This is a genomic window from Nonomuraea sp. NPDC050310 (genome assembly GCF_040655795.1).
Classification (GTDB): domain Bacteria; phylum Actinomycetota; class Actinomycetes; order Streptosporangiales; family Streptosporangiaceae; genus Nonomuraea.
This window is the reverse complement of record NZ_JBFAKP010000016.1, coordinates 54985-81477: the sequence shown is the minus strand read 5'-3', so window position 1 is coordinate 81477 and position 26493 is coordinate 54985. Positions and strand designations below refer to the sequence as shown.

The 26493-nt window shown below is 70.6% G+C and carries 25 protein-coding genes; 14 read left to right on the top strand and 11 right to left on the bottom strand.

The features are described from left to right. Positions 1-43 precede the first annotated feature (43 nt). The 6 genes from AB0I67_RS30105 (at position 44) to AB0I67_RS30080 (ending at position 6520) form a co-directional block, all read left to right on the top strand. Positions 44-1189, top strand: coding sequence for an amidohydrolase family protein (locus tag AB0I67_RS30105; protein ID WP_357930115.1), 1146 nt, complete (start codon positions 44-46; stop codon positions 1187-1189). A gap of 56 nt (positions 1190-1245) precedes the next feature. Beyond that, on the top strand, positions 1246-2142 hold the full coding sequence (locus tag AB0I67_RS30100; RefSeq protein ID WP_357930112.1) for an ATP-binding cassette domain-containing protein: 897 nt from the start codon (positions 1246-1248) through the stop codon (positions 2140-2142). Continuing rightward, positions 2139-2930 (top strand): ABC transporter permease, encoded by a 792-nt coding sequence (locus AB0I67_RS30095; RefSeq protein WP_357930110.1) that lies wholly within the window; start codon positions 2139-2141, stop codon positions 2928-2930. Before AB0I67_RS30100 ends, AB0I67_RS30095 begins: the two co-directional genes overlap by 4 nt. 53 nt (positions 2931-2983) lie before the next feature. Further along, positions 2984-5020: an ATP-binding protein gene (locus tag AB0I67_RS30090; protein ID WP_357930107.1), complete on the top strand. Its 2037-nt coding sequence runs from the start codon at positions 2984-2986 to the stop codon at positions 5018-5020. Between the two features lie 37 nt (positions 5021-5057). Beyond that, the gene (locus AB0I67_RS30085) at positions 5058-5687 is read left to right on the top strand and encodes a response regulator transcription factor (RefSeq protein ID WP_357930104.1); all 630 of its coding nucleotides are present in this window, start codon (positions 5058-5060) and stop codon (positions 5685-5687) included. Between the two features lie 197 nt (positions 5688-5884). After that, positions 5885-6520, top strand: coding sequence for a hypothetical protein (locus AB0I67_RS30080; RefSeq protein WP_357930102.1), 636 nt, complete (start codon positions 5885-5887; stop codon positions 6518-6520). Positions 6521-6528: 8 nt separating this feature from the next. Here the strand turns inward: AB0I67_RS30080 and AB0I67_RS30075 are convergent, their stop codons facing one another. Then, positions 6529-7008 carry a hypothetical protein gene (locus AB0I67_RS30075; protein ID WP_357930099.1) on the bottom strand — a complete coding sequence of 160 codons (480 nt, stop codon included), beginning with the start codon at positions 7006-7008 and terminating at the stop codon, positions 6529-6531. Between the two features lie 27 nt (positions 7009-7035). Beyond that, positions 7036-7386: a DoxX family protein gene (locus AB0I67_RS30070; protein WP_357930097.1), complete on the bottom strand. Its 351-nt coding sequence runs from the start codon at positions 7384-7386 to the stop codon at positions 7036-7038. Between the two features lie 141 nt (positions 7387-7527). Here AB0I67_RS30070 and thyX point away from each other — a divergent pair, with 141 nt between their 5' ends. After that, a complete protein-coding gene (thyX, locus tag AB0I67_RS30065; protein ID WP_357930094.1) occupies positions 7528-8217 on the top strand; it encodes an FAD-dependent thymidylate synthase in 690 nt (229 codons plus the stop codon). Between the two features lie 28 nt (positions 8218-8245). On the opposite strand, the gene AB0I67_RS30060 is transcribed toward thyX, so the two are convergent. Together AB0I67_RS30060 and AB0I67_RS30055 are read right to left on the bottom strand one after the other, a co-directional pair. Beyond that, complete coding sequence (locus tag AB0I67_RS30060) at positions 8246-8542, bottom strand: hypothetical protein (protein ID WP_357930092.1); 297 nt, start codon at positions 8540-8542, stop codon at positions 8246-8248. A 3-nt stretch (positions 8543-8545) separates the two neighbouring features. After that, a complete protein-coding gene (locus AB0I67_RS30055; RefSeq protein WP_357930089.1) occupies positions 8546-9625 on the bottom strand; it encodes an exo-alpha-sialidase in 1080 nt (359 codons plus the stop codon). Between the two features lie 127 nt (positions 9626-9752). On the opposite strand from AB0I67_RS30055, the gene AB0I67_RS30050 reads away from it, so the two are divergent. Then, positions 9753-10559, top strand: coding sequence for a helix-turn-helix transcriptional regulator (locus AB0I67_RS30050; RefSeq protein WP_357930086.1), 807 nt, complete (start codon positions 9753-9755; stop codon positions 10557-10559). Here AB0I67_RS30050 and AB0I67_RS30045 read toward each other — a convergent pair. The 5 genes from AB0I67_RS30045 to zwf form a co-directional block, all read right to left on the bottom strand. Then, on the bottom strand, positions 10556-11674 hold the full coding sequence (locus tag AB0I67_RS30045) for a globin domain-containing protein (RefSeq protein WP_357930084.1): 1119 nt from the start codon (positions 11672-11674) through the stop codon (positions 10556-10558). The two genes, AB0I67_RS30050 and AB0I67_RS30045, sit on opposite strands and share 4 nt — an antisense overlap. A 316-nt stretch (positions 11675-11990) precedes the next feature. Then, positions 11991-12602, bottom strand: coding sequence for a bifunctional 4-hydroxy-2-oxoglutarate aldolase/2-dehydro-3-deoxy-phosphogluconate aldolase (gene eda / locus AB0I67_RS30040; protein WP_357930081.1), 612 nt, complete (start codon positions 12600-12602; stop codon positions 11991-11993). Further along, positions 12599-13534, bottom strand: coding sequence for a glucokinase (gene glk, locus AB0I67_RS30035; protein ID WP_357930078.1), 936 nt, complete (start codon positions 13532-13534; stop codon positions 12599-12601). The genes eda and glk overlap by 4 nt, the downstream gene beginning before the upstream one ends. A 5-nt stretch (positions 13535-13539) precedes the next feature. Then, entirely contained in the window at positions 13540-15447 is a 1908-nt protein-coding gene (gene edd, locus AB0I67_RS30030) for a phosphogluconate dehydratase (protein ID WP_357930075.1), read from the bottom strand. Continuing rightward, entirely contained in the window at positions 15444-16916 is a 1473-nt protein-coding gene (zwf, locus tag AB0I67_RS30025; RefSeq protein WP_357930073.1) for a glucose-6-phosphate dehydrogenase, read from the bottom strand. Before zwf ends, edd begins: the two co-directional genes overlap by 4 nt. Positions 16917-17047: 131 nt before the next feature. Here zwf and AB0I67_RS30020 point away from each other — a divergent pair, with 131 nt between their 5' ends. From AB0I67_RS30020 to AB0I67_RS30000, 5 genes are all read left to right on the top strand, one after another. Continuing rightward, positions 17048-18214, top strand: coding sequence for an ROK family transcriptional regulator (locus AB0I67_RS30020; protein ID WP_357930071.1), 1167 nt, complete (start codon positions 17048-17050; stop codon positions 18212-18214). 461 nt (positions 18215-18675) lie between these two features. Then, positions 18676-20037 carry a helix-turn-helix transcriptional regulator gene (locus AB0I67_RS30015; RefSeq protein WP_357930068.1) on the top strand — a complete coding sequence of 454 codons (1362 nt, stop codon included), beginning with the start codon at positions 18676-18678 and terminating at the stop codon, positions 20035-20037. A 19-nt stretch (positions 20038-20056) separates the two neighbouring features. Further along, positions 20057-20803 carry a toll/interleukin-1 receptor domain-containing protein gene (locus tag AB0I67_RS30010; protein WP_357930065.1) on the top strand — a complete coding sequence of 249 codons (747 nt, stop codon included), beginning with the start codon at positions 20057-20059 and terminating at the stop codon, positions 20801-20803. Next, positions 20800-22692, top strand: coding sequence for a hypothetical protein (locus AB0I67_RS30005; RefSeq protein WP_357930062.1), 1893 nt, complete (start codon positions 20800-20802; stop codon positions 22690-22692). Before AB0I67_RS30010 ends, AB0I67_RS30005 begins: the two co-directional genes overlap by 4 nt. A gap of 20 nt (positions 22693-22712) precedes the next feature. Beyond that, complete coding sequence (locus tag AB0I67_RS30000) at positions 22713-23726, top strand: hypothetical protein (RefSeq protein WP_357930059.1); 1014 nt, start codon at positions 22713-22715, stop codon at positions 23724-23726. Positions 23727-23795: 69 nt separating this feature from the next. Here AB0I67_RS30000 and AB0I67_RS29995 read toward each other — a convergent pair whose 3' ends face one another. Both AB0I67_RS29995 and AB0I67_RS29990 read right to left on the bottom strand, forming a co-directional pair. Next, positions 23796-24116 carry a hypothetical protein gene (locus tag AB0I67_RS29995; protein WP_357930057.1) on the bottom strand — a complete coding sequence of 107 codons (321 nt, stop codon included), beginning with the start codon at positions 24114-24116 and terminating at the stop codon, positions 23796-23798. Then, positions 24113-24622, bottom strand: coding sequence for a DUF6232 family protein (locus tag AB0I67_RS29990; protein ID WP_357930054.1), 510 nt, complete (start codon positions 24620-24622; stop codon positions 24113-24115). The genes AB0I67_RS29995 and AB0I67_RS29990 overlap by 4 nt, the downstream gene beginning before the upstream one ends. 149 nt (positions 24623-24771) lie before the next feature. Here AB0I67_RS29990 and AB0I67_RS29985 point away from each other — a divergent pair, with 149 nt between their 5' ends. Next, positions 24772-26493 (top strand): ATP-binding protein, encoded by a 1722-nt coding sequence (locus tag AB0I67_RS29985; RefSeq protein ID WP_357930051.1) that lies wholly within the window; start codon positions 24772-24774, stop codon positions 26491-26493.

The window sequence follows — 26493 nt, the reverse complement described above, 5'->3', positions numbered from 1 at the left end:
AAGGCGGCGGCGCCCGGCGGGGACAGCCCCTAGAGTCGGGCGCATGCTCCCCGTAGACCTGCCCGACGCGGTGCGTGACGCCCTCCTGGCACCACTGGTCGATCACCACTGCCACGGGGTGCGCCGGGACGACCTGACCCGCGCCCAGTTCGAGCTGCAGATCACCGAGGCCGCCAGCCCCGCGCCGCCCGGCACCACCCACTTCGACACCCCGATCGGCGTGGCGATCCGCCGCTGGTGCGCCCCGGTCCTGGGCCTGGAGCCGCACGCCTCGCCCGCGGTCTACCTGGCCCGCCGCGCCGAGCTCGGCGCGAGCGAGGTCAACCGGCGGCTGCTGGAGGCGGCCGGGGTGGTGGCCTTCCTGGTCGACACCGGTGTGGAGGAGCCCGACCTGCTGACCGCCGCCGAGATGGGCCGGCACGGCGGCGCCGCGGCCGACGAGATCGTGCGCGTCGAGCAGATCGAGCAGGACGTCGCCGAGGCGGCGGCGCTCGCGGTCGACTACATGGACGGCCTGGCCGAGGAGCTGTCGGCCCGCGCCGCCCGCGCGGTGGCGCTCAAGACGGTCATCGCCTACCGCCACGGCCTCGACTTCGACCCCGCCCGGCCCAGCCGCGGCGCGGTGATCGCCGCCGCCAACCGCCGCCTGGCCGACCCGGCGGCCCGGCTGACCGACCCGGTGCTGCTGCGCCACCTGCTCTGGGCCGCGGTCGACGTGGCCCGCGAGCGAGGGCTGCCGCTGCAGTTCCACACCGGCTTCGGCGACCCCGACGTGGAGCTGCACCGCGCCGACCCGGCCAGGATGACCGTCTTCGTCCGCGCGCTGCAGCCGCTCAACGTGCCGATCGTGCTGCTGCACTGCTACCCCTTCCACCGCCAGGCCGCCTACCTGGCCGCCGTCTACCCGCACGTCTACGTCGACCTCGGGCTCGCGCTCACCTACACCGCCGGCGGCAGCGCCCGGGTGATCGAGGAGATGCTGGAGCTGGTGCCCTTCCACAAGCAGATGTTCAGCTCCGACTGCTACGGCGTCGCCGAGAACTGCCACCTGGGCGCGCTCTACTTCCGCCGGGGACTGGCCAGGGCGGTGCACCGGCGGCTGGCCGAGGGTGAGTGGGCCGTCGCCGACGCCGCCCGGGTGGCGCACATGATCGGCTCGGGCAACGCCCGCCGCGTCTACCGGTTGTGATCTCCTCCGTCTGGAGGAGGCGCCCGCCCGACCTTTCGCGAATAATCGGGCGCACCATGAGCGCGATCGAGATCACGAACCTGGCCAAGACCTTCGGGGCGGTCAAGGCGGTCGACGATGTGAGCTTCACCGTGCAGCCGGGCACGATCACCGGCTACCTCGGCCCCAACGGCGCCGGCAAGACCACCACCCTGCGCTGCCTGCTCGGCCTGGTCCGGGCCGACTCCGGCGCCGCCCTGGTCGGCGGCCGCCGCTACGCCGACCTCAAGGACCCGCTCACCGAGGTGGGCGCGGTGCTGGAGGCGACCAACTTCCACCCCGGCCGCTCGGCGGCCAACCACCTCAAGGTCATCTGCACCGCCGCCGGCCTGCCCCTCGCCCGCGCGCAGGAGGCCCTGGAACAGGTCGGCCTCGCCGACGTGGCGGGCAAGCGCGTCGGCGGCTTCTCCATGGGCATGCGCCAGCGCCTCGGCCTGGCCACCGCGCTGCTCGGCCGGCCCAAGGTCTACATCCTCGACGAGCCCGCCAACGGCCTCGACCCCTCCGGCATCCAGTGGCTGCGCGGCTTCCTGCGATTCCTCGCGCACGAGCAGGGCGCCGCCGTGCTGGTCTCCAGCCACGTGCTGGCCGAGGTGGAGCAGACCGTCGACAACGTGGTCATCATCGCCCGCGGCCGGCTGGTCCGCCAGGGCAGCCTCGCCGAGCTCACCGCCGAGGGCGACGAGGCGCCGCTCCGCGTGCGCGCGCTCGACCCCGGCCCCTTCGCCGCCGCGCTCGAAGCGGCCGGCGGGCGCGTCGAGCCCGACGGCGACGGCCTGCTGCGGGTGCGCGGGCTGGACGCCGAGACGGTCGGCCGCACCGCCCTGGAAGCGCGCGCCGTCGTCACCGAGTTGCTCCGCGAGCGGAGCGACCTGCAGAAGGTCTTCCTGGAACTGACCGAGGAGCGGCCGTGAAGCTCGTCCGGGCCGAATTGCTCAAGCTCTTCACCACCCGGCTGTGGTGGATCATGCTACTGGTGGTGCTGCTCTATCTGAGCATCTCGCTCGGCGCGGTGATCGGCTTCGCGGGGGTCTCGCCCGAGGAGGGCGCCCCGCCGGTCTTCCCCGCCCGTGACACCCCCGCCTTCCAGCGCCTCGCCTGGGGGCAGGCGGTCACCGGCTCGATCATCGTCGCCATCCTGGGCGCGACCATGGTCACCACCGAGTACCGCTACCAGACGATCACCACCACGCTGCTCACCACGCCGAGACGCGAACGGGTCGTGGCCGCCAAGCTCGGCGCGGGCGTGCTGGTCGGCCTGCTGTTCGGGGTGGCGATCCTGCTGCTGTTCGCGCTCGGGATCATCCCGGCGGTGCTGCTGTCCGGCGGCGAACTCCACCTGCTCGACGAGGGCGTGCCCCGGGTGATCGGCGGCGGCCTGGCCGCACTGGCGCTCTACACCCTGCTCGGCATCGGCGTCGGCTCGCTCATGCGCAACCAGATCGCCGCCATCGTCTCCCTCGCCGTCTGGATCTACGTCATCGAGCAGCTCGTCAACGCCATCCCGCTGCTGCAGCCGATCGGCCGCTGGACCCCGCAGGGCGCCGCCTCCGCCCTCACCAACCCCGGTATCGACCCCGGCTCCATGATCGACCTCGGCTACCTGCTGCCCGCCTGGGCCGGAGCCCTGCTGCTGCTCGGCTACGCGCTGCTGTTCGGCCTGCTCGCCTCGCTCACCACCCTGCGCCGCGACATCACCTGAACCCGGTGCCGGCACGGATTCCCGGCCGGCCCGGGCGCTGCCATCATCGGGGCATGAGGCTCGCGCGGCCGGCCGCCGCCGTCCTGCTTCCCCTGCTCGTGGCCCTCGCCGCGGGCCTGGCGCTGCGCGCCTGGGCCCAGGGGTTCCGGTACGGCGGGGACAACCCGTTCTTCGTCGGCTCGCTGGCCGTCGCCACCCTGCTCGCCGCCCGGTCCGGCACCCGGCTGGTACGGCGGGGCGAGCGCCGGGTCGGCCGGTGGCTGCTGGCGACCGCCGGCTCGCTGCTGGCCTACCTGGTCTCGACCGCCCTGGCGGTGGAGTTCGGCGGCCTGCGCGGCCTGCGCGACCCGCTCACCCAGCTCGTGGTGATCGCGCACACCGCCGGGTACATCCTGCCGGTCGCGCTGCTCCAGGTCTGCCTCATCGCCGCCGGGGCACGCCTCGGGGTGGTCGGGCGGCGCGGCGTGCTGGCCGGGCGGGTGCTGCTCGGCTACTCGGCGGCCTTCACCGTGCTGGCCGGGCTCCTGCTGCCGGTCGGCGAGCCGTACCAGGACCTGCGGCCGGTGTGGCCGGCCGGCGAGGACTGGGGCTGGATGTTGCCGGTGCCGTGGATGGCCGGGGCGGTGGCCGGACCGGTGATCATGTGGCGGGCGGTGCGGCGGGCCCGCGGCGAGGCGCGCTCGAGGGCGCTCATGGTGGCGGTGGTCGCGCTCGCGCCGATCGGCACGATCCTGTTCTGCGTGCTGTCCGGGCTCATGGCCTACTGGTCGGGCGTGCTCGGCGCCGAGGTGGCCGAGGCGGGGCTGGCGGTGCTGTTCAGCCTGCCGTTCGTGCTGGCCGCGCTGGGCCTGGCCGAGGCCTTCGGCGGCCCGGCCCGGCGGCCGGTCGCCGAACGCTGGACCCGGCTGCTGGCCGTGCTGGTCGGCCTGCCGTTCGCGGTGGTGGTGGTCGCGGCCAGCGCCATCGTCGGCGGCGAACTGGACGCGGTGCTGCCCGTGGTGCTGGCCACCCTGCTGATCGCCGCCGCGCTGACCCCGCTGCGCCGCCGGCTCCTGCGCGAGCTGCTGTTACGCGCCGACCCGGTCCGGGCGCGGACCGCCCGGCTGGTTCGGGAGCGTGGCGACGGGCTGAGCCCGGCCCGCAGCGCGCAGGAGATCCTGCGCGAGGCCCTCGACGAGCCGGACCTGCGGCTGCTGCTCCGCCTCCCGGAGCAACGCGGCTGGGCCGACGTCGACGGCGCCCCACAGCCGGAGGCGGGCGTGCCCTTGGGGGAGTCGGCCCGAGTGGTCGGTGAGTCGGTCGGCGGGTCGGCCCGGGTGCTGGGCGGGTCGGCTGAGCTGGCTGGCGAGCCGACTCGGGTGCTGGGCGGGCCGGCTCGGGTCCTCGGAGATTCGGCCCTGGCCCTCGGTGTTGGGGTCGCCGACCTGGACGGTTGCCTGGCCGAGCTCGGGCCGCTGATCGACCGGGCCGTGCTGGAGGTGGCGGTGCGCGACCAGGCCGCCCGCGTCGAGGCGGCGGTCACCGAGGAGCGCACTCGCCTCGAACGCGACCTGCACGACGGCGTGCAGGGCCGGCTGCTGGCGTTGGCGCTCGACCTGAAGATGGCCGAGCAGACCGTCGGCGGCGAGGCCAGGCTGCTGCTCACCGACGCCGCCGAGAGCCTGACCGCGGCCATCGGCGAACTGCGCGCCCTGGCCGGAGGCTCGGCGCCCGATTTGCTCAGCCGCCGCGGCCTGCGGGCGGCACTCACCGACCTGACCGGCCGCATCCCCCTGCCGATCCGGCTCGACGTCCCCGAGGCGCGGCTGCCTGCCGCGGTGGAGACCGTCGCCTACCTGGTCATCTGCGAGGCGGTCACCAACGCCCTCAAGCACGCGGCGGCCGACAACGTCAGCGTCGAGGTGAGCGTCGAGGCCGGACGCGCGACGGTGACCGTCCAGGACGACGGGCGCGGCGGCGCGGACCTGCGAGCCGGGACCGGGCTGCGCGGACTGGCCGAACGAGTCCGGAGCGCGGGCGGCCACCTGGTCGTCAGCGACCGCGACCCGCGCGGCACCCTCCTGGAGGTGACGCTCCCATGCCCGCCGTGACCACCCCAACCCCAACCGTGAAGGAGCTGGTGCCGTCGTGCGGGTCGTGATCGCCGAGGATCTGGTGCTGCTCCGGCAGTCCATCGCCCGCCTGCTGGCCCAGCACGGCATGGAGGTGGTGGCCGAGGCGGGTGACGCGGGCGGGCTCATCGACGCGGTCGTCGCCCACCGGCCCGACCTGGTGATCGCCGACGTGCGGATGCCGCCGACCTTCACCGACGAGGGCGCCGCCGCGGTGCTGGTGCTGCGTCGCCGCTTCCCCGACCTGGCCGTCGTCGTGCTCTCGCACATCGTCGAACCGGTGCTGGCCCTCAAGCTCGCCGCCGACCGACCGGCCCGCTTCGGGTACCTGCTCAAGGACCGGGTGCTGGAACTGGCCGAGTTCGTGGCCGTGGTGGAGCGGGTGGCCGGCGGCGGCACCGCGATCGACCCGCAGGTCATCGACCACTACCTGATCGGCACCACACTCAGCGCCCGCGAGCGCGAGGTGCTCGGGCTGCTCGCGCAGGGGCTGACCAACCAGGCCATCGCGCGACGGCTGGTGCTGTCGGAACGGACGGTCGACACCCACATCAACTCGATCTTCGGCAAGCTCGGGCTGCTCCCGGACGCCGAACACAACCGCCGCGTCCGCGCCGCCCTGCTGTGGCTGGCACAGCGCGGCTAACCGGAAGGACGCGGGGCCCGCCTCGGACAGCCCAGCGTGGCGAGAGGGGAGAACCCGGGCCGCCCCGTCCCGGACGGCCCGGCGCGGTGAAAGAAGGGGGGCCACCCTGTCCTCAGATGGCCCGGCGTGGTCGGTGGCGGCGAAATCGGGGTCAGCACCGATGTGGCCGCCCCTCCCGGTTTCCTAGCGTTTCGGGTATGACCACCACCCCCGCGGCCGTCGCCGCACCTCCGCGCCTGACGGCGCTCCTGCCCCCGCTCGGCCCCCTGGCCATGGCCGGCTGGGCCTTCGCCGTGCCGTACCAGCTCTCGGCGCCGGCACCCGTCTGGATCCCTCAGGCGGCGGCCGGGACCGGCCGCCTGCAGGTGGCCTTCGTCATGCTGCTGTTGTTCGCCGTCGTCGCCGTCCCGGGCGCGATCGTGCTGGGCCTGCGGGCCAGGCGCGCCTCCCGCCGGACCGGTACGGCCGGCCTCGTCCTCACCGTCCTGGGCTTCGGCGCGGCCGCTTTCAGCGGCGCCGGCTACGACGCCACGGCGGTGGCCGCCCACCGGGTGCTGGGCGGCCAGGTGCCGCAGGTCGAGCGCCTCCTCGGCGAGCTGGACGGCTTCGCCGCGCCCCTGCTGGCCGGAGCGCTGTTCGTGCCGTGCATGGCGGCGGGGGCCATCCTGATGGGTATCGCCTTCTGGCGAGGCGGAGGCACACCCCGCTGGGCGGCGATCGCCATGGTCGCGGCCTTTCCGGTGATCCTGGCCGGGGGAGCGGTCTCGACCCTGGCCAACGGCTGCGGCTGGCTCCTGCTAGCCACCGCCTTCTGGCGCGCGAGCCGTACCTGAGCCCGGTGTCAAGGCTGGAGGTTGCGGCCCATGCAGGCGCCCAGTCTGGCGCCGACGTGCTGCATCGTCTCGGCCAGGGCGGCCACCTGTTCCTTCGACAGATGATCGAAGATCACTTCCCGCAGGGCCCGGGTGTGCGCGGGCGCGATCTCGGCGAGCAGCTCGCGCCCGCGGTCGGTGATCTCGGCGACGCTGACCCGGCCGTCGGCCTCGGAGGGCCGGACCAGCACGTAGCCCCGGTCGACCAGCTTGCTCATCCGGTGGCTCAACCGGCTGATCGACACGTTCGACAGGTTGGCCAGCTCGCTGAGCGTCATCGACTGCACGTTGAGGCCGTTGAGCAGGGCGTACTCGATGTGCACCAGCCCGCGCTCGCGGAAGGTCCGCTCGACCTGGGGGATGCCGACCAGCATCACCGCGAGCAGGCCCTGCCATGCGAGCTGCTCGACTTCGTCAAGATCCTCGGAGGCCCGTGCATCTTCTGCCAACGCGCCCCCTCAGATCCGTCAGAACCGTCAGAACCGTCCGATCGCGATGACGATCGCCACCGCCGCGATGACCAGATTAACCGTGAAGGGCTCCTTCCTGCGCACGTGCACCCGGGCCGCGACGGCCATCGTGACGGCCAGGCCGAGCGCCGCGATCGGCGTGAGCACCGGCGCGATCCCGGTCGCCCAGGGCAGGATCACGCCGAGCCCGCCCAGCGCCTCGACCGCGCCGATCATCCGCACCTGCCCCTGCGTGAAGTCCTCGACGTACGGCGTGCGGGGCTGGAGCCTCTCCTTCGGGGCGAAGGCCTTGACCAGCCCGCCGACCAGGAACATCAGGCCGAGCAGGATCTGCAGGACCCAGAGGAACACATCCATTGGTTGACCCTTCAAGTGTTAGGTGGACGCAGGCTACCGCCAGGAAACTTGAAGCATCAAGTTCCGGCCGCGGGACTAGGATGGCCGCGGTCCGACGGCGAGCGAAGGGGGATCTCGGTGGAGCCGCGTTTCTTGAGCGATGTGACGGTTGAGCTGGTCAAACACAGCGCCTCCGACAGCGACGTGCTGTGGGCGGCCCGGGTGTCGACGGCCGGCGAGCAGTCGCTGGAGGAGGTGCACAAGGACCCCGAAAGGTCCAAGGGCCTCATCAACTACCTCATGCGCGACCGCCACGGCAGCCCGTTCGAGCACAACTCGATGACCTTCTTCGTCAGCGCCCCGATCTTCGTCTTCCGCGAGTTCCATCGGCATCGCGTGTGGTCCTACAACGAGGAGAGCGGGCGTTACCGGGAGTTGCAGCCGGTGTTCTACATCCCGGGCGAGGAGCGCAAGCTCGTCCAGGAGGGCAAGCCGGGACGCTACGAGTTCGTCGACGGCACGCCGGAGCAGCACAAGCTGGTCAGCGAGAGCATGGAGCAGGCCTACCGGCAGGCGTACGCGGCCTACCAGGAGATGCTGGAGGCCGGGATCGCCCGCGAGGTGGCCCGGGCGGTGCTGCCGGTGGGGCTGTACTCGTCGATGTACGCCACCTGCAATGCCCGGGCGCTCATGCACTTCCTGTCGTTGCGGACGAAGAACGAGCTGGCCAAGGTGCCGTCCTTCCCGCAGCGGGAGATCGAGATGGTGGCGGAGAAGATGGAGGCGGCTTGGGCGGAGCTCATGCCGCTGACCCACGCCGCCTTCGTGGCCAACGGGCGCATCGCGCCCTGACGCTCACGGGGTGTCCCCCCGCCCCGGGTCAGGCCAGGGCGGGGAGGACGAAGACCTCGGCGCCCGGCGGGAGGGCGCAGTCGAGGTCGCCGATGCCGCGGGCGTACTCCCCGCAGACCACCATGCTGATGTGCCGGCGGATGCGTCCGTCGTCGTCGCGGAGCCGGCCCTCCAGGTCGGGGTGGGTGCGCCGCAGGGTGTCGAGCGCCGAGCCCAGGGTGGGCGGGGCGCCGACGGCGAAGACCTTGACCTCGGTGTCGCCGCCCACCCAGTGCCGGAAAGTCGCGGGCAGCACGAACACGACCATCGTCGCGACCTTGCTCATCGGCTAGAGCACCGCCGCGCGGACGGTGAGCACGTCGGGCAGGTGGCGGGTGACCTCGAACCAGCTCTCGCCGTCGTCGCGCGAGCCGTACACGAAGCCGTCGCGGGTGCCGAAGAAGAGCCCGGCGGGTGAGGCGGTGAGGGCGTCGCGCAGGACGGTGCCGTAGACCGGCCCCTCGGGCAGGCCGGAGGCCATCGGCTCCCAGGTGTCTCCGGCGTCGTCGCTGCGGAAGACGCGGTAGCGGTGGCCGACGGGCGTGCGGTCCATGTCGGCGTGGAGCGGCAGCACGTAGACGGTGTCGGGCCGCTCGGGGTGGACCACGACCGGGAAGCCGAAGTCGGAGGGCAGCGGGGAGCCGATGTCGGTCCAGGTGCCGCCGAAGTCGTCGCTGCGGTAGACGCCGAAGTGGTGCTGCAGGAAGAGTCGTTCGGGACGAGCCGGGTGCATGCCGACCTTGTGCACGCACTGCCCGAACTCGGGATACTGCTGCCCTTCGGGCAGGAACGGGGCGCGGATGCCGCGGTTGGCCGCCTCCCAGGTGCGGCCGCCGTCGGTGCTGCGGTAGAAGCCGCCGGTGGAGATGGCGACGCCCAGGATCTGCGGGTCGGTCGGGTGGTTGATGATGGTGTGCAGGCACAGCCCGCCGCCGCCGGGATGCCACTGCGGCCGGTGCGGGTGCTCCCACAGCCCCTCGACGAGCTGGTAGGTGATGCCGCCGTCCTCGGAGCGGAACAGCGCGCCCGGCTCGGCCCCGGCCCAGACGACGCCGGGCTCGCTGGGGGAGGGCAGCAGCTGCCAGACCTTCTCCAGGGTGGCGCCGGTGCTCTCGGGGAAGGCCACGGGCGGTTTGTCGGCCTCCTGCCAGGAGGCGCCGAGGTCGTCGGAGTACATCACCGACGGGCCGAAGTGGCCGTATTCGATGCCGGCCAGCAGCCGGGGCCGCTCGCCGCGGGTGTCGATCGCCACGCTGTGCACGCCGACGGTGGAGAACTGGATGGGCTGGACCTCGAACGGACCGCCGTCGCGGGCGGTGGCCAGGATCAGACCCTTTCGGGTGCCGATGGCGAGTAGCGCGTCACTCATCTCATGCTCCCTTCGATTGGGCCATGGTGTCACGGGCTACCGACAATCGCCGGGGTCTACGGGATTTGCCCGCCGGTTACCTCCCAGGTAATCGCTGCCCTTCCCATAAGTCGGTAACGTGCCGGGCATGGGAGCGCCAGCAGTACACGAGGAATCGTTCGGGGAGCTGTTGCGGTCGTGGCGGCAGCGGCGGCGGGTGAGCCAGCTCGATCTGGCCATCGAGGCCGAGGTGTCGGCCCGGCACGTGAGCTTTCTGGAGACCGGCCGTGCCCGGCCGAGCCGCGAGATGGTGATGAAGCTGGCCGAGGAGCTCGACGTGCCCCTGCGTCACCGCAACCGGCTGCTGGTGGCCGCCGGGTTCGCCCCCGCCTTCCGCGAGCGCGAGGTGCTGGCGCCGGAGATGGGCGTGGTACGGCAGGCGATCGAGAAGATCCTGCACGCGCACAACCCGTTCCCGGCGGTCGTGGTGGACGCCGCCTGGAACCTGGTCTCGGCCAACGACTCTGCGAGCGCCTTCTTCGCCGGCGTGGTCAAGCCCGAGCTGCTGGAGGGCGACCCGGTCAACGTGCTGCGGCTGACCCTGCACCCGGACGGCATGGCGCGCAGCCTGGCCAACCTGGCCGAGGTGCGCGCCCACCTGCTGCACCGGGTGCGCCGCCAGGCGGAGGCGTCCGGGGACGGCCGGCTGACCGAGCTGCACGACGAGCTGGCCGGCTACCGCTACCCGGGGGTGCAGCTCAACGTCGCGCACGTGCCCGGGCCCGGCGACATCCTGCTGCCCATCCGGGTGCGGGACGGGGAGCGGGTGCTGTCGATGTTCACCACGATCGCCACCTTCGGCTCCCCGCTCGACGTGACCGTCTCCGAGCTGGCCATCGAGACGTTGTGGCCGGCCGACGAGGAGACGGCGCGGGCCTTCACCGCCGCCGGCTAGCTCTCGCCGTGCACCACGTCGCGGTGGATGCGGGTCAGCGGCAGGCCGCCGACCTGCAGCCGCCGTACCGTGTCGTTGACCATCTCGCTCGGCCCGCAGACGTAAGCCTGGTGCTCCGACCAGGAGTGGAACCGTTCCACCACGTCCGGCAGGTAGCCGCGCACGCCCTCGTAGCCGGGCTGGTCGGAGACCACGGGGACGACGCGTAGCCAGGGGAAGGCCGACTCCATCCGGATCAGGTCCGGCAGGTCGTAGAGCTCCTCCGCGGTCCGCGCGCCGTACAGCAGGTGGATGTTGGGCCGGCGGCCGGAGCCGATGATGTGCTCGATGATCGCCTTGATCGGCGCGAGCCCGGTGCCGCCGGCCACGCAGAGCACGTCGCGGTTGCCGCGCTCGGGCGGTCCCATGGTGCCGACCGGCGGGCCGAGCATGATCGTGTCGCCGATGCGAGTGTGCCGGACCAGGGAGGTGGAGACCCAGCCGCCGCCGATCGCGCGCACGTGCAGCCGGACGGTGTTGTCCGGGCGTGGCGCGTTGGCGATGGAGAAGGTGCGCCACACGCGGGGCCAGCGGGCGGTCTGCACGGTCACGTACTGTCCCGGCGTGTACGGCAGGCGTTGCGTGGGCCGCAGCGTGACGACCGCGATGTCCGGCCTGCGCAGTTCGTGGTCGACCACCTCCGCCAGCCACCAGGCCGGCGAGACCCCGGAGTCGGCGTCCGCGGAGTCGATCATCAGGTTCGCCGCCGCGGTGTAGGCGGCCACCCACGCGGCCTCGATCTCGCTGGTCCAGATGTCGCGGGCGAAGCGCCGGATGGTGGCCAGCAGCGCGTTGCCCACCGCGGTGTAGTGCTCGGCGACCACCCCGTACTTGCGGTGGTCGCGGCCGAGCTGCCCGAGGTAGGACGCCATGCCGTCCGGGCTGTCCAGGCTCCAGACGATGCGGGTCAGCGCGCTGAAAAGCCGGTCGCGCTGCAGGTCCATGGCCGGCGGGAACATTCCCCGCAGGTGTGGATTCTCGGCGAAGAGACGGCCGTAGAAGTAGGCGGTGGCCTTGTCGGCGACGGGTTCGACGACGGAGAAACTCTCTTTGACGAGACGCGGATTCAACGACATATCAATTTTTCCCCACCCTGGATCAGGTATTTCTCCCGATCGTGTCCACCTCCTGGTAGTCCGGGTCGTGAACGCTGGTCGGCCCCGGCCCATCCTGCGCTCGATTTTGAGTGTTACACCCACTCTCGGGTGTCACAACCGTTTCATCCAATAAGGTGCGAACTAGAACTATCCGTGACGGTAATGTGATTTTCCCCACCTAGCGTCACCACATAAAAGCGAAAAATCATCACATTCGCATTTTGTGTATTACGTCGGGAAACGCGAACGGCCCGCGACCCCGCAGGGGAGTCACGGGCCGTCCGGCGCCGGGAGGTCAGCGCAGTGCGGCGGCCTCGGCGGCCAGCTTCTCGATCCGCCCCCAGTCGCCCGCGGCCAGCGCGTCGGCCGGGGTGAGCCAGGTGCCGCCCACGCAGCCGACGTTCGGCAGCGCGAGGTAGGCCGGCGCGGTCTCCGGCCGGATCCCGCCGGTCGGGCAGAAACGCACGTCCGGCAGCGGGCCGGCCAGCGACTTCAGGTACGGCAGGCCGCCCGCGGCCTCGGCGGGGAAGAACTTCAGCTCCTTGAGCCCGCGCTCGGCCAGCGCCATGACCTCGGAGGCGGTCGCGGCGCCGGGCAGGAACGGCACGCCGCTGCCCAGCAGCGCGTCGGCCAGCGCCGGGGTGGTACCCGGGGAGACCAGGAACTTCGCCCCGGCGGCCACCGAGGCGGCCACGTCGGCGGCGCTGCGGACGGTCCCCGCGCCGATCACCGCGTCCGGCACCTCGGCGGCGATGCGCGCGACGGCCTCCAGGGCGCTCGCCGTACGCAGGGTCACCTCGATCACCGGCAACCCTCCGGCCACCAGCGCCCGCGCCAGCGGGACGGCGGTCTCGGCGTCGTCGATCACCACGACCGGGATCACCGGGGCGAGGTCGAGCAGGCTCATGAGGACATCTCCTGGTTCAGCCAGGCCGCCGCGCCGGTCAGGGCGGGCTGCGAGGCGACGATCAAGGTGGTGGCGATGGCCGACAGGTACTCCGCCGGCCCGGTCTCGAAACGTTCGCGGAACCGGCTGGCCCGCACCCGCTCGACGATACGGGGCAGCACGCCGCCGCCGACATAGACCCCGCCCCTGGCGCCCAGGGTCAGCGCCACGTTCCCGGCGAAGCTGCCGAGCATCGCGCAGAAGACCTCCACGGTCTCCTCGCACAACGCGTCGCCGCACTCGGCGATGGCGGCCGAGCTCAGCTCGGCGGCCTCGACCCCGTTCACCTCGGCCAGCGCCTGGTGCAGCCGCACCAGGCCCGGCCCGGACAGCAGGTCCTCGGCCTCGACCCGGCCGCGGCCGCGCGCCTGCAGGACCCGGACGATCTCCAGCTCCCGCGCGTCGGCCACCGGCACGGTCACGTGCCCGCCCTCGCACGGCACGCCGACCCAGCCGCCGGCCACCGGCACCAGCCCGCCGACGCCGAGCCCGGTCCCCGGCCCCAGCACGGCCTTGACGCCGTGCCCCGGCGCCGGGCCGCCGAGCGGGACCAGGTCCTCCTCCTCCAGGTACGGCAGGGCCGCGGCGAGCGCCGCGAAGTCGTTCAGCAGGTAGGCCCGGTCGATGCCCAGGTCGCGGGTCGAGCCCGCCCAGTGCGCGTTGGTCAGGTGGTAGCGCTCGCCCTCGACCGGCGCGGCCATCGCCAGGCAGGCCGCCTCGGGACGGACGCCTGCCGCGTTGCGCTCCAGGTAGGCGGCCACGGCGTCCGGCAGGGTCGGGTAGCCGGCGACCGGCAGGACGGCGACCTTCTCAGGACGCCCGCCGGGCTCGGTGACCAGGCCGAAGCGCGCGTTCGTGCCGCCGATGTCGGCGACCAGCCACGGAGCCGTCATCGAGCTCATCGGGTGGTTTCCGCGTGGGAGGCGCCGGCGGGGGCGGCGAAGCCGCGGCCCGGACCGTGGTCGGGGTGCTCGGCCCCGCTCACGGTGAACACCGAGCCGCCGCGCTCGGCCGGACCGGCCATCCGGCGGAAGGCGGCGAACAGCTCGCGGCCGGTCCCGACCCACTCGGCGTCGCTCAGCGCGCGTCCCTCGGGCTCGCGGCCGGACAGGTCCGCCAGCACCTCCAGCGTGCCGGCCGCCGAGTCGAGCCGGATGACGTCACCGTCGCGCACCAGCGCGATCGGCCCGCCGTCGGCCGCCTCGGGCGACAGGTGGATCGCCGCGGGCACCTTGCCCGACGCGCCCGACATGCGGCCGTCGGTCACGATCGCCACCCGCTGGCCGCGATCCAGCAGCACCGCCATGGGCGGGGTGAGCTTGTGCAACTCGGGCATGCCGTTGGCCGAGGGACCCTGGTAGCGGATGACCGCCACGAAGTCCTGGCCGTCCAGCTCGCCGCGCTCGAAGGCGGCCAGCAGGTCGAGCTGGTCGTCGAAGACCTTGGCCGGCGCCTCGATCACCAGGTGCTCGGGCTTGACCGCCGAGACCTTGCTGACCGCGCAGCCGAGGTTGCCGTCGACCATGTGGATGCCGCCGTCGGCGGCGAACGGCTCGGCGACCGGGCGCAGCACCTCGGTGTCGGCGCTGCCTGCCGTACGCTCGGTCCAGACCAGCGTGCCCTCCTTCAGCGCCGGCTCGGAGCGGTAGTGGTCGAGACCCTGGCCCGCGACGGTGAGCACGTCACCGTGGAGCAGGCCGTGGTCGAGCAGGTCGCCGATGAGCGCCTGCATGCCGCCGGCGTCGCGGAAGTGGTTCACGTCCGCCTGGCCGTTGGGGTAGATCTTGGTCAGCGACGGCACGGCATTCGAGAGCTGCGCCAGGTCGTCCCAGGTCAGCGCGATGCCCGCGGCGGCGGCGATGGCGACCAGGTGCAGGGTGTGGTTGGTCGAGCCGCCGGTGGCCAGCAGCGCGACGCAGGCGTTGACGATCGCCTTCTCGTCCACGACCCGGCCGACGGGCGCGTACTCCGCGCCGTGCGCGGTGATCTCCACCGCCCGCGCGCCCGCCGCCTCGGTCAGCGCGTGGCGCAGCTCGGTGTGCGGGTTGACGAAGGTCGCGCCCGGCAGGTGCAGGCCCATGACCTCGACCATCACCTGGTTGGAGTTGGCGGTGCCGTAGAAGGTGCAGGTGCCGGGGGAGTGGTAGGACTTCGACTCGGCGTCCAGCAGCTCCTCGCGGCCGACCTTGCCCTCGGCGAAGAGCTGCCGGGTGCGGGCCTTGACCTTGTTCGGCAGGCCGGAGGTCATCGGACCGGCCGGGACGAAGATCGCCGGCAGGTGGCCGAAGTGCAGCGCGCCGATGAGCAGGCCCGGCACGATCTTGTCGCAGACGCCGAGCAGCAGCGCGGAGTCGAACATGTCGTGCGAGAGCGCGATGGCCGTCGCCATCGCGATCACGTCCCGGCTGTAGAGCGACAGCTCCATGCCGGCGCGGCCCTGGGTGATGCCGTCGCACATCGCCGGCACGCCGCCCGCGACCTGCGCCACGCCGCCGGCCCGCCGTACCGCCTGCTTGAGCTCGGCGGGGTAGGTCTCGTACGGCTGGTGCGCGCTGAGCATGTCGTTGTAGCTGGTCACGATGGCCACGCCGGGCTTGGCGGAGGACTTGAGCAGCAGCTTGTCGCCCTCGGGCGCGGCGGCGAAGCCGTGCGCGAGGTTGGCGCAGCCCAGGTGCGCGCGGGCCGGGCCCTTGGCCCGCGCCTGCTCGCCGTCGTGCTCGATCCGCCGCAGGTAGGCGGTACGGCTGGCGCGGCTGCGCTCGGCGATGCGGTCGGTGACCTGCTGGATGATCTCGTGCACGTTCACTCCTCGTGCCAGGCGCGACCGCTGCGGCCGAGCAGTTCGTGGGCTCCGGCGGGGCCGGTGGAACCGGCGGGATAGGGCTCGGGCAGCTCGGGCGTGGACTCCCACGCGGCGAGGATCGGGTCGATCCACCGCCAGGCGGCCTCGACCTCGTCCCGGCGCATGAACAACGTCGGGTTCCCGGCCAGCACGTCCGACAGCAGCCGCTCGTAGGCCTCGGGGACGCGGGTGGTGAAGGTCTGGCCGAAGCTCAGCTTGAGCGGCACCGGCTTGAGGCTCACCTCGCCCGCGCCCGGCTCCTTGGCCATGATGTGCAGCTCGATGCCCTCCTCCGGCTGCAGGCGCAGCACGAGGCGGTTGGGGGAGCCGCCGGGGAAGATGGAGTGCGGCACGTCCTTGAACTGCACCACGATCTCGCTGCGCCGGTACGGCATGCGCTTGCCGGTGCGCAGGTAGAACGGCACGCCCGCCCAGCGCCAGTTCTTGATCTCGGCACGGATGGCGGTGAAGGTCTCCACCCGCTTCGACGCCTCGGTCGTCGGCGTCGAGGCCGGCTCGTCCAGGTAGGACGGCATGCCCGCCGCCTCGGCGTACTGCCCGCGGACGGTGAAGCGGGCGACCTCGCTGGCCTCCTGGATCGGGCGCAGCGCCTGCAGCACCTTGACCTTCTCGTCGCGGATCGCCTCGCGGTCGTTGCGCGCCGGCGGCTCCATCGCGACCAGGGTCAGGAGCTGCAGCAGGTGGTTCTGGACCATGTCGCGCAGCGCGCCGGCGTGGTCGTAGTAGCCGCGCCGGCCCGGCGTGCCGACCGTCTCGGCGGCGGTGATCTGCACGTGGTCGATCCAGAGAGAGTTCCAGATCGGCTCCAGGAAGGCGTTGGCGAAGCGCAGCACCAGCAGGTTCTGGACCGTCTCCTTGCCCAGGTAGTGGTCGATGCGGAAGATCTGGTTCTCGCCGAAGTACTGGCCGACCTCGTCGTTGATCCGCTGCGAGCTGGCCAGGTCGCGGCCCAGCGGCTTCTCCAGCACGACGCGGGAGGCGGCGGTGATCAGGCCCTGCTCGTGCAGTTCCCGGCAGAACGGGCCGAAGGTCATCGGCGGGCTGGCCAGGTAGAAGATCCGGTCGCGGCCCTCGTGCGCGGCCACCATGTCCTTCACCCGGTCCCAGCCGCTCTGGTCGTCGCTGCCCACGTCCACCGAGACGTGGTGCAGGCGGCCCAGGAAGCGCTGCCACGCGCTCGCGTCGTCCGGTACCTGCCCGGCGACGTCGGCGTCCACCTTGCCGCGGAAGTCGGAGTCGTCCAGTCCGCCGCGCGACATCGCGATGATCCGCGTCTCGGGCGCCAGGCGGCCCTCGAGGTCGGAGTGGAAGAGCGCGGGGATGAGCTTGCGCATGGACAGGTCGCCGGTGCCGCCGAAGACGATCAGATCGGCGGGGGTCGGCGCGGGCGCCTCAGTGGCAAGGGGGGACAACGGGAGCCTCCTGATGAACGGACAACCCGGACACTAACCAGACTTGGGTGAGACTTCAACCCGAGTTTTGCATTTTGAGATACATAAGCTTGGACTTTTCATGACTTAGGTATCTGTGGTTCACTAAGTCGATGTCCAGACGTACGGCTGCGCTCGCCACCAGCGGAGAGGTCCTGACCCTCATCCGCACCGGGGAAGCCGTCACGCGGGCGGACATCGGCCGCGTCACCGGCCTGTCCCGCCCCGCCGTCGCCCTCCGCGTCGGCGAACTGCTGGAACGCGGACTCGTCGTCGAGCGCACCGACGCCCCCTCCACCGGCGGGCGGCCACCGGTCCGTCTGGAGTTCAACGCCTCCGGCGGCGTCGTGCTGGTCGCCGCCCTCGGCGCCAGCCGTACCCGCGTGGCCGTCTGCGACCTGGCCGGCCGCGAGCTCGCCGGGCGGCGCTTCCACATCGACGTCGAGGAAGGCCCCGACGTCGTCCTCCCGCTGCTCATGGACACCTGGGAAGAACTCCTCGGCGACCGGCCCCGCTCGATGATCCGCGGCGTCGGCATGGGCGTGCCCGCCACCGTCGAGTTCGCCGAAGGCCGCACCGAGAGCGCCCGCGTCATGGCCTCCTGGACCGGCGTGGTCATCCCGCCGATCATCCGCCGCCGCTTCGACGTGCCCGTCCTGGTGGACAACGACGTGAACGTCCTGGCCGTCGGCGAGCATCGCGGCCTGTACGCCGACGACACCGGCGACCTGCTCTTCGTCAAGATCTCCACCCGGATCGGCTCCGGCATCGTGGCCGGCGGCCACATCCTGCGGGGTGCCCTGGGCGCGGCCGGCGAGATCGGCCACATCCCCGTGCGCGACGGCGGGGGCGTGCTGTGCCGCTGCGGGAACATCGACTGTGTCGACTCCGTCGCCTCCGGCACCGCCCTGCTGCGCGACCTGCGGGCGGCCGGCAAGGACGTCAAGGACATCGACGACATCACCGCCCTGGTGCGAGCCGGGGACGCCGAGACCATGGCCATCGTGCGCGAGGCCGGCCGGCGGATCGGCGAGGTGCTGGCGGGGGCGGTCAACATCCTCAACCCCGCGGTGGTCGTGCTGGGCGGGGACGTGGCCGAGGCCTTCGCGCCCCTGGTCTCCAGCATCCGTGAGGTCGTCTACCGGCGGTCCACCGCGCTGGCCACTCGTCGTCTTCGCATCGAGCCCAGCCGGCTGGGGGCGGCTGCGGGGATCAGTGGGTGTGCGGTCATGGTGTTGGACCATGTGCTGTCGCCTGAGGCTGTTGACGCTTCCCTTTAACTGCGCCGGCCTTCGCCCTTCGGGCTCCGGGCTGTGACTGTGGGGGAGCCCAGCTCCCCCACACCCCCTTGCCGGAGCCTCCCGGCCCCCGGTCCCCCAGGGGTGGGGCGGGTGCCCGGAAGGATGGAGGAGGTGTCGTCCGCGGTGGCGGGGATGCGTGCCTGCGGCCGCGCTCGATATGTGCACGCCGTTCACCACCGGGCGATCTTCGCTCTTCCGTTGGTGTGGGTTGGCGCGAGAACCATGGCACGGACTGCGGTGTTGTCCTGCACGCACGCTATGCAACGGACACCAGCGCTCCTCCTGCCTCCTCGCAAACCGACCCGTTCGTCCAGAAGAAGCGCGCTGGACTGAGCTCGTAAGCAGGCGGGCCACCGTCGGGCCGGCTCGGTCCGGGTGCTCGACGAGCCGCAAGGACCGCGAAACAAGGGGAAACGGGAAACGACCGGCCTCCCTTGTCCATGCGGCTCAACTGGCGCACCCTTGCAGGCAGTGACTTCAACTGCTCGGCGGGCCGAGAGGGCGGTCAGGTGGTCCAAAAGGCAACTTGCTTCGGTCAGGAGCTGCGTAGGCGACGTCTGGCCGCCGGCCTCACCCTCACTGCTCTCTCCAATCGGGTCCATTACAGCAAGGCGCAGCTCAGCAAGGTCGAACGGGCTTTGAAGATGCCCAGTCGCGATTTGGCCCGCCTCTGCGACAGCGCGCTCGGTGCAGATGGCGAGCTGATGGCGCTGATTCCCGTACGGCCGAAGGATGCAACAGCCCTTCATGCGAGCCACGAAGAGGATGTGTGGTTGATGGCGTTGTCCGGGGATGGCCAAAGCTGGTTCCAGCCCCTAAGCCGACGGCAATTGATGTCGATGGGTGTCGCCGCAAGCGTCGGCATGAACATCGGTCATCCGCAAATGACCCCCCTTTCAGGCGAGGCCACGCTACTGGCTGCATCCCGTGCGTTGTTCGACAATTATCGCCAACTCGGCCAGGCAACCGGCCCTGGAGCGTTGTTGCCCGCACTCATCGCGCAAACGCACTCGCTACGGGAACTCTGCGCCCGTACGGGAGCTCGCACTCGTGACGGGCTTCTGCGGCTGGCTTCTCGCTACGCCGAATATGCCGGTTGGATGATGCAGGAGATCGGCAATGATCAGGGTGCGCTGTGGTGGACCCGGCACGCGGTGGAACTCGCGGCGGCGGGTGGAGACCATGATCTGGCCGCGTACGGCCACGTCCGACATGCGCTTGTCGCGCTTTACCGCGACGACGCCGCACAGACGCTTGATCTAGCCAGGCAGGCGCAGAGTTCCAAGTTGCCTCCGCGAATCCGTGGCCTGGCGGCGCAACGCGAGGCACAGGGCCACGCGCTCGCGGGTGATTACGACTCCTGCATGCGCAGCCTGGACCGAGCTCGCGCCCTGCTGTCCATGCCGGTGTCGCAGTCGGGCGGGCCGCCCGTCATCGGCACCACGAACCTCCCCGATCCGGTCGGGATGATCACCGGGTGGTGCCTGTACGACCTCGGGCGTCCACGCGAGGCGGCCGAGGCGATCAGCGGGCAGCTGACGCTGGTGGCGCCGCATGCGTTGCGAACACATGTCCGTTACGGGATGCGCTGCGCGCTCGCCCATGCCATGGCGGGCGAGCTTGAGCGTGCCTGCGATCTGGTCGACCGGATCCTTCCCGCCGCTGCCACGGTCAGCTCAGCCACCATCGGTACGGATATCCGTGCTCTCGTGCGCGCGCTTTCCCGCCACCCGAAGAACGCGGCGGTGCAGCGAGTGGCCCCGAAACTCAGCACGGCTCTGCAAGTCGTCAACTCCAAGTAGACCCATGTGGGGGACTTCAGTGACATACGAGGTGTTCATCAATTACCGCACAGGCGACGGCGACAAGACCGCTGCTCTACTGGAGGAGAATCTTGGGCATCGCTTCGGGAAGGAGCACGTCTTCCGAGCCTCCAACGCCATCCCGCCCGGAGCGACGTACCCAGAGGCACTGATCACAGCGGTACGCCGCAGTGGTCTCGTGCTGGCCGTCATCGGACCGAGCTGGTCGAAGCACCCACGACTCCATACCGAGGACGACTGGGTGCGCACGGAGATTCAGGAGGCGTTGACCTGCGGCATCGAGGTGATACCGATCCTCGACGGTCGCATGACCGAGCGGCTCGACCCCGCCGACCTTCCGGTACCGCTGCAGCGGCTCGCGGACGTCCAGTCGATCCGGCTGGACGCCCATGACCTGCCATCGGGACTCAAGCGGATCGGTGACGTACTCGCCGCCAAACTGCCCCGCCTCAAGGCGGCCGACCGTACGCCGCAGCACCAGCAGGAGCCGGAGGTGGGCGGCGTACGCAACACGATCGACGAGGCGCGCGGGAACCTCGTCCAGGCCGGGAATTTCATCGGTGACGCCGGCATGGTATCCAAGGGCAATCACGGCCCGACGCATTTCGGCTCCGGGGATATCAATCAACACTCCCCACACATCTCGGGAGCGGGAGCCATATACGTCGCGCGTGACAACCGTGGCGGAATCCGGCAGAAATTCGGCGATACGCGCGACGAAGAGGAGAAGGACGACAAGCGGTGACCGGACCGATCCATGCGGGGAGCGGGGATCTCAACTATTTCCAGGCGGCAACGCAGAGCCATGATCCGCGGTACGCCTTCATCGAGGAATTGGACTGGCTGTGGCGGCGCTTTGTCCACCCTCCGGGCTACGGGAAGGCGGACGACGTCCTCGAAACCTACCGGACAGTGCTCCTGAGCGGTGAGCCGGGCAGCGGCAGGGTCGCCACGGCGAAAGCTTTGTTACGAGGACTGTCGACCGGGGAGGAGCGCTTTCACGAACTCGTGTGGCAGAGGGACCAAGAGACCGGAAGATATCGGCTTGAGCCGACGGCCGTCGGTGACGATGACCGTGTATGGCTGGACCTGACGCAGGTGGATGACCGGTGCTGGCGCGCCTTTCAGGATGAGCTGTCCTCGGTACGCAAAATGATCGCCGAGCGTTCGGCCCTTCTCGTAGTCGTACTGCCAGGCAAGGACGGGCGCGAGGTCTGGCCGGAGTTCACCCGGCTCCATGCCGGGATACGACGGCCGAACGCGCACGAAGTGCTTCGCCGGCACTTGCGGCTGGCGGAAGTGCGCGATGCTGTGAGCAGCCCTCTTCCGAAATTCCTGCGCCAGGATCCGCCACTCCGGGACGTTGCCCGGTTCGCTGACCTCGTCCGCTTGGCATCTCTCAAGGATCCGCAGGGGGACCACGAGGCCTGGTACAAGGCAGCGGAGTCCGCACAGGCCGGGCATTATGCCGCAGTGGCTGAGATGGTGGCCGAGCTGCGTTCGGGTCCCCAACGCGCTCTGCTTCTCGCCACCGCCATGTTGCACGGCGCGCACGTCGATCTTGTCTATGACGCCGCCATGAGACTGCTCTCGACCCTGTCGTATGCCGACGAGAGTCATCTCTTGGAGCGTTCCGATCTCCTGGAAAGCCTGAACGGCATTGATGCGGAGCTAGACGATCGGGGGCACCTACGGTTCAAGGAACTGGGGTACGACGCGGCGGTCCGCGCCCATTTCTGGCACCACATGCCCGAACTGCGGAGCGGCATCCGGCAGTGGGTTGGGAAGATGATCGACTGTACCGATCTGCTCGACCAGGATCGGGACTTCCTCGTTGAGCAGTTCGCTGACCAGTGCCTACACCTCAGATACCGGCAGGTGTTGGTCGACGCCGTGGCCGAATGGACCAGCGGGGCCAGTGCCTACCGCCGCCAGGTGGCAGCGGACCGTGCTTTGCAGCAGGCGCTCAAGAACGAGCAGCACGGCGGCTTCTTCCGCAAACAAATCTACACCTGGGCGACGGATGATCATCTCTCGGACGCTTTGTCCGAGGTCGTCATCATGATGTGCGTCAAGGTCATCGCCCTCAACCACCCAGATCAGGCGATTGTACGGCTCCACCACCGGGCCAGGCGGGAGAGCCGCACCACGAACGCCCGCACCGCACTGCTGGAACTGGTCTCCGGGGACCCCTGGTTCCGCAGGTTGCTGCTCACCCGGCTCACCCGGCCGATGGAAGGCAGCAGGAGGGAGTACGCACGAGACCTCGAGCTCTTTCTGGAGCTCGCCGACCCGGAGGCATTCACCACCTCCGACGAACACAGCCGACCATTGGTCGCGGAAGCGGAAGTCCGCGACATGCTGATCGACGGGTGGCGACGGGTCTTTTCCGAACGCGACGAACCCGAGTGGCAAGGACAGTTACGGCGATGGCTTCTCGTGGCCTGCCACGATCATGGTTGCCGCCACTTTCTCATCAACGTACTCGTGTCTGCCGGCGATCAGCGCAGGACGATTCTGAGTCGCCTGTACTCAGAGGCCCGCGCAGTGTCTCGATACGCGGAGTCGGCTGCCGCCTTTCTCGATGTCGTCCTGCGCAAAATCTCCACCAGCCAAGGTCTCCGTATCCCCTGATCCACAGTGTGGAGGGCATCATGAGTTCGGGCCGTAACACGGTCATGGTCTACCTCTGCGTCACTGGCGCGCTCGTGCTGGCCGGTCTGATCGCCTTCGCCCCTCGGGTGATCTGGCTGTCGGCCCTCGCGTTCGTGGCAGTGATCATGCTTATCGCACTCGGCAGGATCGGCTGGAGGCATTGGCCTCCGAAGGCGCGGGAACATCCCGAGCCCGTCTACGAACCTCTTCCGCCGCCGCTCCCGATCGCGCCACGGGAACAGCGCATCGACCAGGTCCCGTTGCCCAGCCGGGAAGCCGATTATGACTTCCTGTTCTCTGCCGTCGTCCTCTGGACGCCTGTCCATCCGCTGCGGGACGAAAGGCAGGTGAACCTCGCGGCACTCGCGGTGGATGCGATACTCACCCGCGCGAGAGAAGTCACCGAACGCCGTGAGCCGGGCCGCGCCCCACTGGTCGCGCATGAACTGGGTGGGATCTTGGGCACCATGCAGAAGGATCCCACCGAGCACGTCCTGGCCATGGCCGAAGGCGTGCAGGTCGCCCTTAGCGCTCAGGATCAGGAACGGCTCGACAAACTGGCCGAGGTGCGCAAGGACCAGGTGGTCTGGGAACACGACCGTAAATACGAGCAGAGCAAGCGCGAGTACCTCGGCGGAGACGTGCTCAAGGACACCGGCAGCGCAGTCGTGTGGTGGCTCGTCAAGAATGACGACCAGGTGGAGAAGACGGTGAACGACATCGGCCTGCTCGCCACGCTCTCCTCAGCGGCCAACAACAAGACGCCGACGGAGGAGGCCGCGGATTTCTTCGCGCCGAAGTCTCCGATGAATGGGGCGTCGCCGGTGGAAGATTTGGCGGCGTTCCTGCACTCTCTCGATCTGGATGGAGAGCGCGATCTCTTCGCACATCAGATAGCACTTCTGGTGCGTAATTACGGTCGGCCGGAGGCTGCAGAGGAGATCCTGCGCCGATTCGGCCTGACCGAGCCAAACCTTCACTTGCCTGAGCAGCCCTGGAACGACGAAGCGTGAGGAAGTCGTGGAAGCTGTGCTGGTGGCGCTGGTGCCAACGGTCCCAGACCCCCACCTGAGCGAGCCGTTTCACAGGCCCAAAGCCGTCGTCACCTTCTGCACAGCGTCGATCACCGGCGCCCCCACCTGCCCCACCACGGACGCCACCCCCGCGATCTCCCGCAAGGCCCGCCGGAAGGCGCCCTCGCCGGGTTCGGCGCTGGTGACGGTGGCGACGGCGGCGTCGATGGCTTCACGGTCGGCCGGGGAGACCTGGGTGCGCAGCACCTGGACCGCCTGGATCATCTCCCGGAAAGCCGCCTGCGGGTCGACAGGCGCGTTGTTCTGGATCTTGCCGATGTTGTACGAGCCGTGCTGCGTGATGTTGTCGCCATAGTGGTAGTTCGTCATCTCGCCACCTTGCCGATGTTCTGGGACCCAAGCTGAGTGATCTTGTCGCCGTAGTGGTTGTTCGTGGTGATCGTCTGGCTGAAGTAGGCGTTGGGGTCGCCGATGGCCTTCATGACCTCGTGCACGATGCGCGCGACCTCCCCGTGGTCGGAGCTGACCAAGGCGGTGCGGGGCGTGCCGGCGGTCTCGATGACCAGCGCGTAGTAGGTGCGCCGCAGGACTCGCACGAGGTACTGGACGGCGCTGATCAGCACGACGACGCACAGGGCGGCGACGATGAGCCGGCGGTCCACGCCGAGGTCCACGTAGTCGGACCCGACCATCGCGGCGGCGGCGAGCAGGGTCCACAGCACGACGGCGCGCAGGAACTGCGCCAGCGCCAGGCCGCGCCTGGGGCGCAGGGCCATCGTGTAGGCACGGGCGATGTTCTGCACGGGGTAAGCCTCGCCGCCGACCCACAGCACGCGCCGGTGGACCTTCACCTCGATCGTGGAGTTTCTGGGCATGTTCCGTCCCTCCCATGGCTACAGGCCGATGCTCCTCGACCGGCGCGGGAAGCACATGGGTACCCCCTACTCAAATGCGCGGCGGATCGGCCATCGCGGTTGCGTCCGGTCGCCGGGAATCGTCGGAGGCACCGGTTACGCTGCCTGCTGTGACAGCAGTGGCGACAGGTGTGACGACAGGCGTGGCGGTCGGCCGGGTGCTCGGCACCCAGGCGGCCTCGCCCCTGTCCTTCTGGATCGGGCTGGAGCCGGGCAAGGTCGTGCAGCTCGATGACGTGGTCGTGACCAGGCGCGACGTGCCCGGGCACGGGCCGGTCCTGGTGGCCGGCGTGGTGACCGTGGTCGAGGCCAGGCACGAGGGCGCGGCGTTCGACAGCGACGTGTTCCTGATCGCCGACGGGTCGCTCCCGGCGGCGGTGGTCGAGGTCGCGGAGGTCCGGGTGACGCGCGTCGAGCCGGAGGTCTTCGTGCCGCCGCTGCCGGGGGAGAAGGTTTACCTGGCCGAGGCGCTCGACCGCGACCAGGCGCTCTACTTCGACGTGATGGACCGGCGCATCCCGATCGGCACCGGCCGCGACGGCGGCCCGCTCTACCTCAACTTCGACTTCATGGACGGCACCCGCGGCGCGCACGTGTCGATCTCGGGCGTGTCGGGCGTGGCGACGAAGACCTCGTTCGCCACCTTCCTGCTGTACTCGATCTTCAACTCGGGCGTGCTGGGCGGCGAGGCGGCCAACACCAAGGCGCTGATCTTCTCGGTCAAGGGCGAGGACCTGCTCTTCCTCGACCACCCCAACATCAAGCTGACCGACACCGCCGCCTACGCCAGGCTCGGGCTGCCCGCCCAGCCGTTCGGCAGCGTGCACGTCTTCGCCCCGCCCCGGCCCAACGATCCCAACGGCGTGCCGCACGTGTCGGCGCGCACGCACGGGGTCAGCGCGTTCTACTGGACGCTGGTCGAGTTCTGCCAGGAGGAGCTGCTCCGCTTCGTCTTCGCCGACGCCGACGACGAGCGGGCGGGGTACTCGTTGCTGGTCGGGCAGGTGGCCGCCCGGCTGCAGAGCTGGGCGGAACCGGTGGGCGACGGGGGAGCGGTCCGCATCAGGGGTACGGCCTGCCGTACCTTCTCCGACCTGGTCGAGCTGCTGTCCGACCAGTTGCAGGACGAGGAGGAACGGCGCGAGTGGACGGGCTCGACCACGCCGCTGGGCACGGTCAACGCGTTCCTGCGGCGGTTGCGCAGCGCGGTGCGTGCGCTGACCCCGATCGTCCGGGGCGACCTGCCGTTCTACCGCGGCCACTCGATCCGCACCTCCGACGCCCAGGTCTCCATCGTCGATCTGCACAACCTGCCCGAGCGGGCGCAGCGGTTCGTCGTCGGCGTGGTGCTGCGCGGCGAGTTCCACCGCAAGGAGTCGGCGGGTACGGCGAAGCCGCTGCTGTTCGTGGTGCTCGACGAGCTCAACAAGTACGCCCCGCGCGAGGGCGACTCGCCGATCAAGGAGATCCTGCTGGACGTGGCCGAGCGGGGGCGGTCGCTGGGGGTGATCCTCATCGGCGCCCAGCAGACCGCCTCCGAGGTGGAGCGGCGCATCGTGGCCAACAGCGCCGTGCGGGTGGCGGGGCGGCTCGACCCGGCCGAGGCCGCCCGGTCGGAGTACGGCTGGCTGCCGCCTACAGTCAGAGACCGGGCCACCATCGCGAAACCGGGCACCATGTTCGTCGCCCAGCCGGAGATCCCGGTGCCGCTGTCGGTGGCCTTCCCCTTCCCGGCCTGGGCCACCCGGCCCTCGGAAGCGGCGGCCCCGGCCCGGATCACCGGCAACCCCTTCCAGGGCCTGCCCGAGGAAGAGGACATCCCACCGTTCTGA